Origin of the sequence: Pseudomonas sp. NFPP25 (genome assembly GCF_900116505.1) — a bacterium.
Classification (GTDB): domain Bacteria; phylum Pseudomonadota; class Gammaproteobacteria; order Pseudomonadales; family Pseudomonadaceae; genus Aquipseudomonas; species Aquipseudomonas protegens.
Window position 1 is genome coordinate 109498 of the sequence record NZ_FPBG01000008.1, and the last position, 13835, is coordinate 123332.

The following is a 13835-nucleotide window of genomic DNA, read 5'->3' on the forward strand; positions in this document are numbered from 1 at the left end:
CGCCTACAAAGCCCCACCCGATCTCCCTGCCTACCGTAAAAGCTGGCTTGCCAGCGAAGAGGCCCGCAAGACCGCTATCGCCGACCAGCCGGCTCCTACAAAGCCCCACGCGATCTCCCTGCCTACCGTAGGAGCTGGCTTGCCAGCGAAGAGGCCCAGCAAGACCGCCATCGCCGGCAAGCCGGCTCCTACAAAGCCCCACGCGATCTCCCTGCCTACCGTAGGAGCTGGCTTGCCAGCGAAGAGGCCAACAAACACATTCGACGGCAAGCCGGCTCCTACAGGCCGTCGATACGCTGCAGGCGCTGGCGTTCGTAACGCGGGTACAGGTGGCTGACGCTGCGGATCAGTTCGTAGCGGGTCAGGCTGATGCCGGCAAAACGCTCGGGGATCGGGCGGCGGATCATCTCCGCCATGTCGTCGCCCTGGGCGGCGCCGTCGCGCATCAACCCGTCCAGCCAGCCCAGGTAGTCCCGCATCTGGGCAAAGGGCGCCGTATCGCTGGCCACCGGGCCATGGCCTGGCACGATCAGCTTCCACGGCAGGGCCTGCAAGGTATCCAGGTCCTTGAGCCAGACCCCGAGCCCCGGGCTGTTGGGGGTGGTCAGCGCGCGCTCGTAGAACACCAGGTCACCGGCAAACAGCACCCCGGTGTTCTCGTCGAGAATCGCCAGATCAGCGCCGGTGTGCCCACTCAGGCCCAGCAAGCGCAAGCGATGCCCGCCCACCTCAAGCACCCCGGGCTCAAGCACCTGGGTCGGCAGCACCACCTCGGTGCCGCGCATCCAGTCGCCGACCATGCGGTACATGTTCTCGGCCATGGCCTCGCCCTGCTGGCGCAGCAGGTCGCCGGTGCCGGCCAGGGCGCCGATGGGCACATCGCCAAAAGCCTGGTTGCCCAGCACATGGTCGGGGTGATGGTGGGTCAGCAGCAGTTGGATGACCGGTTTGTCGGTGGTGGCGGCAATCGCCCGGCGCAAGGCTTCGCCGTAGCGTTTCGACGGCCCGCTGTCGATCACCACCACCCCGCTGTCGGTGACGATGAAGCCGGTGTTGACGATGTTGCCGCCATTGGCCTTGGCGAAATTGTCGGTGCTGCCTTCCAGCAGCCAGGTGCCCGCGGCGATCTGCCGGGGCTTGAGTGGATAGTCCAGGTCGGCCCGGGCCGGCAGGCCCAGGCACAGCAGCAACAGCAGGATCCAACGCATGGCGCGCCTCGGCTCGGGTGGGTCAAAGGATGCGGTCAGGGCAGCCTGGCCTCGAACTGGTTGCCGCTGTTGTCGCGCAACAGCAAGCGGGTCTGCCCCGGCCCCTGGATATCGAACCCCAGGTTGGGGTTTTCGCTGACCGCCGGGAACAGTTCGAGGCTGGCCAGGCGCTGGTCGTTCTGGTCGCGCAGTTCGGCGTGGTTGAGGAAAAACTCAGGGATGCCGCTGACCAGGCCGTTGTCCATCGGGTGGGAGATTTGCAGGCGCAGGCGGCTGGCATCTCCACGGGGATAACGCCCGCCCAGCACCTCGCCGATGTGCTCTTCCCAGCCGGGCTGGGTGCGCACCACGCTGGGGGCGGTACAGCCGCCGCCCGCGGCATCGATCAGGGTCGAGCCCACGTGCCACAGGCCATCGCGGGTCAGCACCGCGGCGCGCAGCGGCGTGGCCTGCTCGATACGGATGCGGATCGACAGCCAGGGCAGCACTCGCTCCCCCGGTTCGAAATCGACGATGCGCGGCAAGGGGTTGAGCTCGGCCCAGGCAAGGATGCGTACCACCTCGCCGCCAAAGGCCCGGGCGTCGATCTCCAGGGGCACCTGCCGCGCATCCTCGGCAAAGGGCGGCGCCAGCAGCTTGACCCGGTCATCGAAGACGAACGCCGCGTCCCCCAGCAATTGCTTGTGGTAGAAGGCCCACATCACCGAAGGCACCGGGTCCGGGGCCGGGGCCTGCGGATCGGCGGCCAGCACCGGGGTCGCCAAGGGCAGCCAGCACGCCAGCAGACAGGTCGCTCGCCAGTTCATCGCAGCTCCTATTGATACATCTGTGGGACCTCGTAACGCAGGCCATAACGGGCGTACAGCGCCTGCAGGCGACCGTCGCGGATCAGCCCTTCCAGGGCCTCTTCCACGGCATAGGCCAGCTGGCGGTTGCTTTCATGCACCGCCATGCCGATCTCCCACACCTGCTTGCCCATGTTCGGGTAGGCGTTTTCCGCCAGGGCCAACTGCGGATCAGCGGCCTTATGCAACTGCCAGTCGATCTCGCCGCGCATGGCCATCACCGCGTCCACCTGCCCGGCCCGCAAGGCGCCGAACGCCTGTTGCACGCTGGGGTAATGGTGGGTCTTGGCACTGAGCATGCCGTTGAACACCGAGGTCAGGTAGAACGACGGCACACTGTCCACTTCGACGCCAATGGGGTGCTCCTGGAACACCGCGACACTGGCCACCGAATCCAGCCGGCGGCGGTCGAATGCCACCTGCCAGCGCTCCTCCTGATAGGGGCCGAACATCACCACGTGATCGTTGGCCAGCTCCCCCAGTTCGTTGCGCTTTTGCGCGTAGTCGTGGTCGTAGGGCACGCGCATCATCAGGTCGGCCAACTGCTGGTGGCGCAGCGGGCTGCCGCGCCAGATGTAGTCGCGCAAATCGTCGTCGAGTTTCTCCCCCGGGGGCGCCCAGATCAGTTGCAGGCGCACCCCCAGGGCCTCGGCCAGGGCTTGCGCCAGCTCCACATCGACACCCCGGGGCTGGCCCTGGTCCTCGAAGCTGTAGGGGGCAAAATCCTGGTACACCGCCACCTTCAGTTCACCGGAGGCGATCATCGTGTCGTAGTTGCGCACCTCGGCCTGGGCCGTGGCGCAACACAGCAGCAGGCCAGCCAGGAACAGGGCGAAGCGGCCCATGGCGATCACTCCTCGACGCGCACGCTGTCCAGGTAGGTGCGCACCGCCCACAGGGCTTCCTGGCTCAGGTAATCGGCCATCTTCGGCATGTACACCCGGCCATCGCGCACCGCACCGTGGCGCACCCGCTCGACGAACCATTCATCCCCGGCTTCGCCGGCGTCGAGCATGCGCAGGTCCGGGGCGATACCGCCGGACTTGGCTTCCAGGCCATGGCAGGCGGCGCAGTTCTGGTTGTAGGCCGAAGCGCCGATTTCCACCGCCTTGTCGTGCTCGGGCGAGGTGCGGTACGGGTTGACCGAAGCCCAGCCGTCGCCATCGACGCTCACCCCGGCATCCTTGATCGGCGTCAGGCCCTTGGTTTCCACCGCCTGGGGCACCACGTTGCCATGGGCCCATACAGCACCGGTGGCCAAGGCACCGGTCAGCAGCCCTACCGCGAGCAAGGCGTTGCGTTTTGTTGTCATTGTTATGCCCTCAAGATTGCACGCAAGACCTCGCTACAGAGGCCATGGCGCCATCTTAGAAACAGCCGGCGGGCGGCCGTATGCTGCTTTGGTGGCCGCGCCCTACTCCCTTGGTAGTAGGGCTTGTGGCGCGGGCCTAAATCAGGTGCCGCCCGGGAACTATTCCCGGCAAGGGCGGGACTTTTTCCGTATCTCAAAGCACCTCGCGCGGCAGACCCTAGTCAGGCCAAAACCTCCACTGGGAACCGCAACCATGACAATAAGATCGCTACCCGCCCTCTCCCCCCTGAGCCTTGCCGTCCAGGCCCTGCTGCTGGCCGGCAGCCTGTCCCTGGGCGCGGCGGCCACAGCGGCCACCGCCCCGGCGGCACCTGCCAGCAAGAACGTGACCTGGGAAGACATCGCCAACGACCACCTGACCACCAAGGACGTGCTGCAGTACGGCATGGGCACCAACGCCCAGCGCTGGAGCCCCCTGGCCCAGGTCAACGACAAGAACGTGTTCAAGCTGACCCCGGCCTGGTCCTATTCCTTCGGCGACGAGAAGCAACGCGGCCAGGAATCCCAGGCCATCGTCAGCGACGGCGTGGTCTACGTCACCGGCTCCTACTCCCGGGTGTTCGCCCTGGACGCCAAGACCGGCAAGCGCCTGTGGACCTACAACCACCGCCTGCCGGACAACATTCGCCCGTGCTGCGACGTGGTCAACCGCGGCGCGGCGATCTACGGCGACAAAATCTACTTCGGCACCCTCGACGCCCGGGTCATCGCCCTGGACAAGAACACCGGCAAGGTGGTGTGGAACAAGAAGTTCGGCGACCACAGCGCCGGCTACACCATGACCGGCGCCCCGGTGCTGATCAAGGACAAGACCAGCGGCAAGGTGCTGCTGATCCACGGCAGCTCGGGCGATGAATTCGGCGTGGTCGGCCAGCTGTTCGCCCGCGACCCGGAGACCGGCGAAGAGGTGTGGATGCGGCCCTTCGTCGAAGGCCACATGGGCCGCCTGAACGGCAAGGACAGCACCCCCACCGGCGACGTCAAGGCGCCGTCCTGGCCCGACGACAAGACCACCGAAACCGGCAAGGTCGAAGCCTGGAGCCACGGCGGCGGCGCCCCTTGGCAGAGCGCCAGCTTCGATGCCGAAACCAACACCATCATCGTCGGCGCCGGCAACCCCGGGCCATGGAACACCTGGGCGCGCACCGCCAAGGACGGCAACCCCCACGACTACGACAGCCTGTACACCTCGGGCCAGGTCGGCGTCGACCCGAGCACCGGCGAAGTGAAATGGTTCTACCAGCACACGCCGAACGACGCCTGGGACTTCTCCGGCAACAACGAACTGGTGCTGTTCGACTACAAGGGCAAGGACGGCAAGGTGGTCAAGGCCACCGGCCACGCCGACCGCAACGGCTTCTTCTACGTGGTGGACCGCAACAACGGCAAATTGCAGAACGCCTTCCCCTTCGTCGACAACATCACCTGGGCCAGCCACATCGACCTCAAGACCGGGCGCCCGGTGGAAAACGAAGGCCAGCGTCCGGCCAAGCCGCTGCCGGGTGAAACCAAGGGCAAGCCGGTGGAAGTCTCGCCGCCGTTCCTGGGTGGCAAGAACTGGAACCCCATGGCCTACAGCCAGGACACCGGGCTGTTCTACATCCCCGGCAACCAGTGGAAGGAGGAGTACTGGACCGAGGAAGTGAACTACAAGAAAGGCTCGGCCTACTTAGGCATGGGTTTCCGCATCAAGCGCATGTACGACGACCACGTCGGCACCCTGCGCGCCATGGACCCGACCACCGGCAAGCTGGTCTGGGAGCACAAGGAACACCTGCCGCTGTGGGCCGGCGTCCTGGCGACCAAGGGCAACCTGGTGTTCACCGGCACCGGCGACGGCTTCTTCAAGGCCTTCGACGCCAAGACCGGCAAGGAGCTGTGGAAATTCCAGACCGGCAGCGGCATCGTTTCGCCGCCCATCACCTGGGAACAGGATGGCGAGCAGTACATCGGTGTGACCGTGGGCTACGGCGGCGCGGTGCCGCTGTGGGGCGGCGACATGGCCGAACTGACCAAGCCGGTGGCCCAAGGCGGCTCGTTCTGGGTGTTCAAGATCCCGAGCTGGGATAACAAGACCGCCCAGCGCTGATCATCCCCGCCTTGTCTGTGGCGAGGGAGCCCGCTTCCTCGCCACACCCGCCTTCACTCCCGCCTGGAGAACCGCACCATGAACTACCTGCCCCTGGCCCTGCTGCTGAGTCTCTCCCCCGCCTTGGCCATGAATGTCGACGACGACGGCAACGACGTCCCGCTGACGATCAACGGCTGCCTGATCGCCGAATCCAGCCAATGCCCCGGCGCCAACCTGCGTGGCGCTAACCTCGCCAACCAGGACCTGCGCAAGATGAACCTGGCCGGCGCCGACCTCTCCGGCGCCGACCTGCGCCACGCCCAACTGGACCTGGCCAACCTGGAAAAGGCCCGCCTGCAAGGCGCCAACCTGACCCGCGCCAGCCTGCAACAGAGCAACCTGCGGCTGGCGGACTTCACCGACGCCAAGCTGATGGCGATCCAGGGCTGGGGCCTGTTTGCCCAGGGCGCGCAATTCGAAAAAGCCGACCTCAGCGCGGCCTACCTGCAATTTGCCCGCCTGTCCGGGGCCAAGCTGCACCAGGCCAAACTGCGGGCGGCGGACCTGGAGATGGCCTGGTTGAGCAAGGCGGATCTGCAAGGGGCCGATCTGAGCGATGCCAATCTGCAGGAGGCGAAGTTTGGCGAGAGCAATCTGGAACGGGCCGATTTGCGCGGGGCGCGGCAGCACTATGGGAATTTTCAGGATGCCAATATGGAGGGGTGCCAGGGGTGTCCGGGGACGTGGGATAAGTAAGGGGACGGGGGGCATATCCGTTGCTGCGGGTGTAGCTACTTTGGGTTTCGCTCTTACAGCGGTGGGCTGTGTACATATCCGTTGCTGCGGTCACGGCCGCTGGCGGTTTCGCTCTTACAGCGACTCACTTTTGAAAATCCGGAATGCCGGCCCAGACAAAAGGTGAGCAAAACGCTTCTGCCCCTCCACTCGGTGCCTCGCCTAGGCTCGGCATGCCCTCACTCCGGCATTGTTCCGTGGGCCGCCGCCACCGGCCATCCATGGCCGGGTGGCGGCTAACCCGGCATCCCTGCCGGGTTACCCACGGCTCAATGCCTGCGTTCGGCCATCGTGTCTAAGGGGGCAAGCAGATCAAAAGCAAAAGCAAAATCTGACGGCGGCGTTGCGGCCGGCCTGAAGATGGAATGGGGTGTCCCTCCCACCACCTCCTGTAGGAGCTGGCTTGCCAGCGAAGACGTCCGCCCGGACGCTGCATGACTCACGGGCCTCTTCGCCGGCAAACCGGCTCCTACGAACAGCGCGTAAAACGCGCTTGGCTTTTGCTCTTGATCTTGATCTTCAGGCCCCTTCCCAGCAGGCCGAGCGCGACGTTGCGTAGGGGGCAGCTCGGCAGGGATGCAGAGCTAGCCGCCATCAGGCCATGGATGGCCTGTGGCGGCGTGCCCCCGGAGCAATGTCGGAGAGAGGGAACCCCGAGCCCTAGCGAGGGGCCCATGGAGGGGCAAGCGTTTTTGCTTACTTTTTGCTGGGCCGGCACTCCGGCGTTTGAAAAAAGTGAGTCGCCATAAGGGCGAAACCCTAAGTGGCCGTTACCGCAGCAATGGATATGTACCCAAACCCCAAACCATCAAGACGAAACCACCAGCAGCCACACCCACAGCAACGGATATACACCCCACCCCCTCACCACAAAAAGCCCCCAACATCCCCCACCACTACCGGAAAACACCTTCAGCCAACCACTCAGGAAAGTCCCGCATACCATGCAAAACCCGCCATACGTCGATGTAGTCATCGCGTTCAACGTAGAACACCAGATAGGGATAGCGCTTCAGCGGCAAGCAAAGCACCCCCGGCAGATCCAGCTCGTGGGCGTAGCGAAACATACCCAAGGCCGGATGGCGGCCGATATGAAGATAGGCCTTTTCCAAAGCATCGATAAAACCGAGCGCAGCCTGCTCGGCCTGTTGGTCAAGCTAGTCGCTGATAGCGCCTCCCACGTCATGGCTGGCAAGGGTACGTGGAATGACCGGCTTGGCTTTCATCCTCGCGCCTTGTGAACCCTGGCACGCAGGGATTCGAAATAGTCACCCTGCACAGCAGTGCCCGGCGCCGATTGAGCACCGGCCAACAACAGGCCACGCAGATGTTGCCGATCCTGATCCTTGCGAATCAGCTCACGCACATATTCACTGCTGGTGCTGTAGCCGCGCTGGCTGACTTGATCATCGACAAAGGACTTGAGAGCGTCCGGCAGGGAGATGTTCATGGTGCTCATGGCTTTGTCCGCTTTTGACAAAATTTGCCAAACCATACCCCCTCACCCCGCCACCCGCACCACCCCCATATCAATCCCCAAATGCACCAACTCCGCATGGGAGCTGACCTGCAGCTTGCTCTTGAGCAAGGTCAGGTGGTTGGACACAGTCTTGGCGCTGATGCACAGCTGCTCGGCAATCACCCGCGCCGGGGTGCCCTTGGCCAGCATCACGAAGATCTCCAGCTCGCGCTGGGTCATGCTCTGCAAGCGCGGGTCGCTGCTGTTCTGCGCCGGGGTGCAGGCCAGTTGCGTGGCCAGGGGCTGTTCGATGTAGGCGTGCCCGGCCAGTACTCGGTGCACCGCTTCGATCAGCACCTGGGGCGCGGAGTTCTTGGTCAGGTAGCCCGAGGCTCCCGCCTCCAGGGCCTGGCGCACCAGGGGCAGTTCGTCGTGCATGCTGAAAAACAGCACCCGCAGCTGCGGCAGGCGCTGGCGCAGGCGGCGGGTGGTCTCCAGGCCGCTGATGCCCGGCAGGCCGAAATCCATGATCACCAGCTGCGGCACTTCTTCGGCGACCCGGGCCAGGGCCTCTTCGCCGCTGGCCGCTTCGCGCACCTGCATCGCCGGCAATACCGCGCGCAGCAGGCTGGCGTAACCCTGGCGGACCACGGCGTGGTCATCCACCAACAAGATGTTCATCAGGCCTCCATGGGCATGTTCAGGGGCATATTCAAGGCCAGTGCCCAACCGACGCCGGGACGGCTGAGGATGTGCAGTTCGCCGCCCAGGCTGCGGGCCCGCTCGGCCATCGAGTGCAGGCCGACGCCGGGGCGCTGGGGCTGGCGCGCGCCGCAACCGTTGTCGCGCACCAGCAGGCGCAGGCCCCGGGCGCTGCGTTGCAGGCGCACCCGTACCTGGCTGGCGTCGGCGTGCCGGGCGACATTGGTCAGCGCTTCTTGCAGCAGGCGGTAGAGGTGGGTCTTGCTGGCGCTGGGCAACGCTGGCAGGTCGGCGCCGACCCGCAATTGGCAGTCGATGCCCTGGCTGTCCTGCCATTGGCTCACCAGCAAACCGAAGGCTTCGGCCAGCGGCAGGTGCTGCAGCACCACCGGGTACAGGTCCTGCACCAGGGCGCGAAAGCCTTGCTGCAAACGCTCGCAGTTGAGCTCCAGGGCCTGGGCCGTGTGTTCCACCACCGTGGGCTGGTTGCTGACCATGCGTAGCAGGCAGGCCTGGGCGCGAATGCCCGCCAGGTATTGTCCGAGGTCGTCGTGCAGGGTCTGCGCCAGGTAGGTGCGCTCGCGCTCCTGCACCGCTAGCAGGGCCTGGGTCAGTTGCGCGTTGTCGGCGCGGGTCTGTTCCAGGGTCGCGGTCATGCGGTTGAAGTGCCCGGCCAGTTGCCGCGCTTCCGGCAGGCCGGCTTCGCGCAGGCGCACCGCCAGTTGCCCGCCGGACACCTGCTGTAAGGCCCGCAACAGGTCATCCAGCAGGCCCATGCCGCGGCGCACCGCCCAGCGGATGGTCAGCAGGCTCAGGAACAGGGCCAGGCCGCACAGGCTCAACAGCTGTTGCAGGGAATCCCAGACTTCGTCGATCTCATCTCGCGCATCCACGGCGATCAGCACCCGGCGGCCATCGCCCAGGTCCAGCTCGCGGGCGCTGTGGCGGCGCTCGCTGAACAGCTGGCGGCCGAGCCAGGCGTCCAGCCCGGCCTCTTCCGGCATGCGGGCCGCCTCGTCCGCCGCCAGCCAGTGCACCCGTACATGGCGCAGGCTCTGGGTCAGGTGCGGTTGCAGGCCCGCCGGGTTGCGCTCGGCGCTGTCGCTGAGGTACTCCACCACCGCTTCGGCAGACTGCAGTTCACGTTCGACATCGGCCACCGCCTGATGCAGCAGCAAGGCAGCGCAGGCCAGGGTCACCACGGCAAAGAACGCCGTGACCCACAGGTTGATCCGCCACAGCGCCGACATGCTTAGCGCCCCGGAACCAGCGGCACCGCCAGGGGCACGACCGGGCGCGGGCCGTGCAGGCGATCGACGCCGATCAGGCTGAGGATCAGCAGCAACGGCAACAGCAGCAATTTGAGGATGCGCATGACGGTGTTCTCCAGGGGCAGGGCCGCTGCAACCATGCTAAGACCGCCGCACCCGCGCCGGGCTACTACCTTGGTACTGCCCGGGCGCTACTTTCTGCATATTTCCCCGCCCCGGTACTCTTCCTATGCTGGCGCCACCTGCCGTGGAGTGCCTTATGCACCAGCCTGCCCCGCTTATCCCGACCTGCCTGCTGGCCCTGGCCTCGGTCCTGTTGCCCCTGGCCGCGAGCCAGGCCGGCGAGGAACCGCTGCAGGTGCGCATCGGCTACCTGGGCTATCGCCCCGACCCCGGCCCGCTGCTGTCCAACATCATTCCCGAGCCAGCCGACGCCGGGCTGCAGGGCGCGCAGCTGGCGATTGTCGACAGCAACAGCACCGGGCGCTTTCTCAAGCAGCAGTTCCAGCTCGACAGCGCCAGCGTCGACAGCCCCGAGGCGCTGCTGCAAGCCGCCAAGGCCCAGCATGACCAGGGCCTGCGGCTGTTCGTGGTGAATGCCCCGGCGGCCAGCCTGCGCGAGTTGTCCGCGGCCCTGCCCGACAGCCTCTTGTTCAACGCCGGCAGCCCCGACGACCGCCTGCGCAGCAGCCAGTGCCTGGGCAACGTGCTGCACAGCCTGCCCGGCCGGGCGATGCTGGCCGACGCCCTGGTGCAGTTCATGGTGCTGCGCAAATGGCAACGGGCCTTGCTGATCGTCGGCCAGACCGAGGATGACCGGGCCTACGCCGATGCCCTGCGCCGGGCCACCCGGCGCTTCGGCGTGAAGCTGGTCGCCGAGAAAGACTGGACCTTCGACAACGACCAGCGCCGCAGCGCCCAGGCCGACATGCCGCTGTTCACCCAGACCGCCGAATACGACGTGGTGCTGGTGGCCGACGAGCGCGGCGACTTCGGCGAGTACCTGCCCTACCAGACCTGGTACCCGCGCCCGGTGGCCGGCACCCAGGGCCTGACCCCCACCGGCTGGCACAAGAGCGTCGAAACCTTCGGCGCCGCGCAACTACAAAAGCGCTTCGAAGCCCAGGCCGGACGCTGGATGAACGACCGCGACTTCGCTGCCTGGATGGCCGTGCGCAGCGTCGCCAGCGCGGTGAGCAAACTGCGCCAGGCCGACCCTCGGGCCCTGCAGACCCTGCTGCTCAGCGAGCAGTTGCCCCTGGACGGGTTCAAGGGCCGCAAGCTCAGCTACCGGCCGTGGAACGGTGAACTGCGCCAGCCGATTCCCCTGGTACAGCCCCGGGCCCTGGTCAGCACCTCGCCCCAGGACGGTTTCCTGCACCCCTTCAACGAAATGGACAGCCTGGGCTACGACCGCCCCGAAGTGACCTGCCGCTACCCCTGATCCCATAACCACAACAACAAGGAATCCGCCATGCGCCGCCCCCTTCTCTGCCGCTCCGCCCTGTGCGCGGGCCTGCTGCTCGCCGCCGGGCACGCCATGGCCGCCACGGCCTGGGTCTCCAATGAAAAGGACAACAGCCTGAGCCTGATCGACCTGCAGACCCTGGAAGTCACCGAGACCCTGCCGGTGGGTCAGCGCCCGCGGGGGTTGCTGCTGTCCCATGACAATAAGCTGCTGTACATCTGCGCCAGCGATTCGGACCGGGTCCAGGTGATGGACGTGTCGACCCGCAAGATCATCAAGGAGCTGCCCTCCGGCAAGGACCCCGAGCAGTTCGCCCTGCACCCCAACAACCGCTGGCTGTACGTGTCCAACGAGGACGATGCGCTGGTCACGGTGATCGACACCGAGACCGCCAAGGTCCTCGGCCAGATCAACGTCGGGGTCGAGCCCGAAGGCATGGCGGTGAGCCCCGACGGCAAGTGGGCGGTGAACACCAGCGAAACCACCAACATGCTGCACTGGATCGACACCAGCACCCAGACCCTGGCCGACAGCACCCTGGTGGACCAGCGCCCGCGCTTCGTCGAGTTCAACCAGGACGGCTCAAGGCTTTGGGCCTCGGCGGAAATCGGCGGCACCGTGACCATCCTCGACGTGGCCACGCGCCAGGTGCTCAAGACCCTGAACTTCAAGATCAAGGGCGTGCACCCGGACAAGGTGCAGCCGGTGGGCATCAAGCTCAGCGCCGACGGCAAGTACGCCTTCGTCGCCCTGGGCCCGGCCAACCACGTGGCGGTGATCGACGCCAAGACCTACGAAATCCTCGACTACCTGCTGGTGGGGCGGCGGGTCTGGCAACTGGCATTCACCCCGGACCAGAGCCAGTTGCTGGCCACCAACGGGGTCAGCGGCGATGTCTCGGTGATCGACGTGAACAGCCTCAAGGTGCTCAAGTCGGTGAAGGTCGGGCGCTATCCCTGGGGCGTGGTGGTGACCCCATGAACGCCCTGGAGGTCAGCCAGCTGAGCTTCGCCTATGGCCCGCGCCAGGCCCTCGATCAGGTCAGCCTGAGCCTGGCTCCCGGGCGCTTTGCCGCGCTCTTGGGCCCCAACGGCGCCGGCAAGTCGACCCTGATCGCCCTGCTCACAAGGCTCTACGACCTGCAGCAGGGCGACATCCGCGTCGGCGGCTGCTCGCTGCGCAACGCCGCCCGCGCCGCCCTGCGCCAGCTCGGCGTGGTGTTCCAGCAAAGCACCCTGGACCTGGACCTGAGCGTGGAGCAGAACCTGCACTACCACGCCGCGTTGCACGGTTTGTCGCGGCGCCAGGGGCAGGCGCGGATCGACGCCGAACTGGCGCGCCAGGGCTTGAGCGAACGGCGCCGGGATAGCGTGCGCGCCCTCAATGGCGGCCACCGCCGACGGGTGGAGATCGCCCGCGCCCTGCTGCATGAACCGCGCCTGCTGCTGCTCGATGAAGCCAGCGCCGGCCTCGACCCCGCCAGTCGCCTGGCGCTCAACCGGCACATTCGCCAGCTGTGCCAGGAACAGCGTCTGAGCGTGCTCTGGACCACCCACCTGCTGGACGAAGTGCAGGCCGACGACCAGTTGCTGATCCTGCATCAGGGGCGCCTGGTGGCCAGTGGCGTGGCCGGCACCATCAGCCAGGAACAGGGCGGCGACCTGGGCACGGCCTTCGCCCGCCTGACCCAGAATCCCCAGCCACACCCGGCCCCGATCGGAGAACCGCTCGCATGAACGCCTACTGGCAATGCCTGCGCGGCATCGTGCTGCGCGAATGGCTGCGCTTCGTGCTGCAGCGCACGCGCTTTCTCAGCGCCCTGGTGCGCCCGCTACTGTGGCTGCTGGTGTTCGCCGCCGGCTTTCGCGCCGCCCTGGGCATCGCCATCATCGAGCCCTACAGCACCTACATTCCCTACGAGGTCTACATCGTCCCGGGGCTGGCCTGCATGATCCTGCTGTTCAACGGCATGCAGGGCTCGCTGTCGATGGTCTACGACCGGGAAATGGGCAGCATGCGCGTGCTGCTCACCAGCCCCCTGCCCCGGGCCTTCCTGCTGGCCAGCAAGCTGCTGGCCACCTCGCTGATCTCGCTGCTGCAGGTCTACGCCTTCCTCGCCGTGGCCTGGCTGTATGGCGTGCAACCGCCGGCCATGGGCCTGCTGGCCGCGCTGCCGGCGCTGCTGCTGGTGGCCCTGATGCTCAGCGCCCTGGGGCTGCTGCTGTCCAACGCCATCCGCCAGTTGGAGAACTTTGCCGGGGTGATGAACTTCGTGATCTTCCCGCTGTTCTTCCTGTCCTCGGCGCTGTACCCGCTGTGGAAGATGCTCGAAGCCAGCCCCTGGCTGTACTGGCTGTGCGCCCTCAACCCCTTCACCCACGCCGTGGAACTGGTGCGCTTCGCCCTGTATCAACGCCTCAACCTGCTGGCCCTGGCGGTGTGCCTGGGGCTGACCCTGGTGTTCTCCCTGCTGGCGGTGCTGACCTTCAACCCCCAGCACGCCGCCCTGCGCAAAAGCACCTGAGCCACCATCCTGCCACCCACCTCCACCCAACGTAGGAGCTGGCTTGCCAGCGAACAGGCCCGCAATCCCAACGCCAGACCCCAGGCCCCTTTCGCCGGCAAGCCGGCTCCTACACAGCGC

The 13835-nt window shown here is 66.3% G+C and carries 15 protein-coding genes; 6 read left to right on the forward strand and 9 right to left on the reverse strand.

All coding sequences use genetic code 11. The features are described 5' to 3' along the window. Window positions 1–278 precede the first annotated feature (278 nt). From BM382_RS27980 to pedF, 4 genes are read right to left on the reverse strand one after another with little or no spacing between them, the layout of a single operon-like run. Window positions 279–1208: a quinoprotein relay system zinc metallohydrolase 1 gene (locus BM382_RS27980; protein ID WP_072444710.1), complete on the reverse strand. Its 930-nt coding sequence runs from the start codon at window positions 1206–1208 to the stop codon at window positions 279–281. A gap of 35 nt (window positions 1209–1243) precedes the next feature. Beyond that, window positions 1244–2014: a quinoprotein dehydrogenase-associated SoxYZ-like carrier gene (locus BM382_RS27985; protein WP_072444712.1), complete on the reverse strand. Its 771-nt coding sequence runs from the start codon at window positions 2012–2014 to the stop codon at window positions 1244–1246. An 8-nt stretch (window positions 2015–2022) separates the two neighbouring features. Next, complete coding sequence (locus BM382_RS27990) at window positions 2023–2898, reverse strand: substrate-binding periplasmic protein (protein WP_041752130.1); 876 nt, start codon at window positions 2896–2898, stop codon at window positions 2023–2025. 5 nt (window positions 2899–2903) lie between these two features. Next, window positions 2904–3365, reverse strand: coding sequence for a cytochrome c-550 PedF (gene pedF, locus BM382_RS27995; RefSeq protein WP_016967318.1), 462 nt, complete (start codon window positions 3363–3365; stop codon window positions 2904–2906). Window positions 3366–3618: 253 nt separating this feature from the next. Between pedF and exaA the strand changes: the two genes are divergently transcribed. Both exaA and BM382_RS28005 read left to right on the forward strand, forming a co-directional pair. Beyond that, window positions 3619–5514, forward strand: a complete 1896-nt coding sequence (gene exaA, locus BM382_RS28000; RefSeq protein ID WP_019093085.1) for a quinoprotein ethanol dehydrogenase — start codon at window positions 3619–3621, stop codon at window positions 5512–5514. A 78-nt stretch (window positions 5515–5592) separates the two neighbouring features. Continuing rightward, on the forward strand, window positions 5593–6252 hold the full coding sequence (locus BM382_RS28005; protein ID WP_011060513.1) for a pentapeptide repeat-containing protein: 660 nt from the start codon (window positions 5593–5595) through the stop codon (window positions 6250–6252). 935 nt (window positions 6253–7187) lie between these two features. Here the strand turns inward: BM382_RS28005 and BM382_RS28015 are convergent. From BM382_RS28015 to BM382_RS31960, 5 genes are all read right to left on the reverse strand, one after another. Continuing rightward, complete coding sequence (locus tag BM382_RS28015; RefSeq protein WP_239690433.1) at window positions 7188–7412, reverse strand: type II toxin-antitoxin system RelE/ParE family toxin; 225 nt, start codon at window positions 7410–7412, stop codon at window positions 7188–7190. A gap of 101 nt (window positions 7413–7513) precedes the next feature. Further along, window positions 7514–7750, reverse strand: a complete 237-nt coding sequence (locus tag BM382_RS28020; protein ID WP_011060512.1) for a type II toxin-antitoxin system ParD family antitoxin — start codon at window positions 7748–7750, stop codon at window positions 7514–7516. A 42-nt stretch (window positions 7751–7792) separates the two neighbouring features. Continuing rightward, window positions 7793–8431 (reverse strand): response regulator, encoded by a 639-nt coding sequence (locus BM382_RS28025; protein WP_015635011.1) that lies wholly within the window; start codon window positions 8429–8431, stop codon window positions 7793–7795. Then, window positions 8431–9702 (reverse strand): sensor histidine kinase, encoded by a 1272-nt coding sequence (locus BM382_RS28030; RefSeq protein WP_072444714.1) that lies wholly within the window; start codon window positions 9700–9702, stop codon window positions 8431–8433. Before BM382_RS28030 ends, BM382_RS28025 begins: the two co-directional genes overlap by 1 nt. A gap of 2 nt (window positions 9703–9704) precedes the next feature. Continuing rightward, window positions 9705–9863 (reverse strand): hypothetical protein, encoded by a 159-nt coding sequence (locus BM382_RS31960; RefSeq protein ID WP_170866357.1) that lies wholly within the window; start codon window positions 9861–9863, stop codon window positions 9705–9707. A gap of 119 nt (window positions 9864–9982) precedes the next feature. Here BM382_RS31960 and BM382_RS28035 point away from each other — a divergent pair, with 119 nt between their 5' ends. Genes BM382_RS28035 through BM382_RS28050 form a run of 4 tightly spaced genes read left to right on the forward strand, consistent with a single transcriptional unit; the run spans window position 9983 to window position 13715 of the window. Next, window positions 9983–11167 (forward strand): ABC transporter substrate-binding protein, encoded by a 1185-nt coding sequence (locus BM382_RS28035; RefSeq protein ID WP_072444716.1) that lies wholly within the window; start codon window positions 9983–9985, stop codon window positions 11165–11167. A 30-nt stretch (window positions 11168–11197) separates the two neighbouring features. Beyond that, entirely contained in the window at window positions 11198–12172 is a 975-nt protein-coding gene (locus BM382_RS28040; protein WP_072444718.1) for a YVTN family beta-propeller repeat protein, read from the forward strand. Further along, window positions 12169–12927 carry an ABC transporter ATP-binding protein gene (locus BM382_RS28045; RefSeq protein ID WP_019092736.1) on the forward strand — a complete coding sequence of 253 codons (759 nt, stop codon included), beginning with the start codon at window positions 12169–12171 and terminating at the stop codon, window positions 12925–12927. The genes BM382_RS28040 and BM382_RS28045 overlap by 4 nt, the downstream gene beginning before the upstream one ends. Continuing rightward, on the forward strand, window positions 12924–13715 hold the full coding sequence (locus tag BM382_RS28050; protein WP_072444720.1) for an ABC transporter permease: 792 nt from the start codon (window positions 12924–12926) through the stop codon (window positions 13713–13715). The genes BM382_RS28045 and BM382_RS28050 overlap by 4 nt, the downstream gene beginning before the upstream one ends. Window positions 13716–13835: the final 120 nt, after the last annotated feature.

Bases quoted from the DNA above. Each gene is read 5' to 3' on its own strand.
- BM382_RS27980 (WP_072444710.1), bottom strand. From the start codon at position 1,208: ATGCGTTGGATCCTGCTGTTGCTGCTGTGCCTGGGCCTGCCGGCCCGG.
- BM382_RS27985 (WP_072444712.1), bottom strand. From the start codon at position 2,014: ATGAACTGGCGAGCGACCTGTCTGCTGGCGTGCTGGCTGCCCTTGGCG.
- BM382_RS27990 (WP_041752130.1), bottom strand. From the start codon at position 2,898: ATGGGCCGCTTCGCCCTGTTCCTGGCTGGCCTGCTGCTGTGTTGCGCC.
- pedF (WP_016967318.1), bottom strand. From the start codon at position 3,365: ATGACAACAAAACGCAACGCCTTGCTCGCGGTAGGGCTGCTGACCGGT.
- exaA (WP_019093085.1), top strand. From the start codon at position 3,619: ATGACAATAAGATCGCTACCCGCCCTCTCCCCCCTGAGCCTTGCCGTC.
- BM382_RS28005 (WP_011060513.1), top strand. From the start codon at position 5,593: ATGAACTACCTGCCCCTGGCCCTGCTGCTGAGTCTCTCCCCCGCCTTG.
- BM382_RS28020 (WP_011060512.1), bottom strand. From the start codon at position 7,750: ATGAGCACCATGAACATCTCCCTGCCGGACGCTCTCAAGTCCTTTGTC.
- BM382_RS28025 (WP_015635011.1), bottom strand. From the start codon at position 8,431: ATGAACATCTTGTTGGTGGATGACCACGCCGTGGTCCGCCAGGGTTAC.
- BM382_RS28030 (WP_072444714.1), bottom strand. From the start codon at position 9,702: ATGTCGGCGCTGTGGCGGATCAACCTGTGGGTCACGGCGTTCTTTGCC.
- BM382_RS31960 (WP_170866357.1), bottom strand. From the start codon at position 9,863: ATGGTTGCAGCGGCCCTGCCCCTGGAGAACACCGTCATGCGCATCCTC.
- BM382_RS28035 (WP_072444716.1), top strand. From the start codon at position 9,983: ATGCACCAGCCTGCCCCGCTTATCCCGACCTGCCTGCTGGCCCTGGCC.
- BM382_RS28040 (WP_072444718.1), top strand. From the start codon at position 11,198: ATGCGCCGCCCCCTTCTCTGCCGCTCCGCCCTGTGCGCGGGCCTGCTG.
- BM382_RS28045 (WP_019092736.1), top strand. From the start codon at position 12,169: ATGAACGCCCTGGAGGTCAGCCAGCTGAGCTTCGCCTATGGCCCGCGC.
- BM382_RS28050 (WP_072444720.1), top strand. From the start codon at position 12,924: ATGAACGCCTACTGGCAATGCCTGCGCGGCATCGTGCTGCGCGAATGG.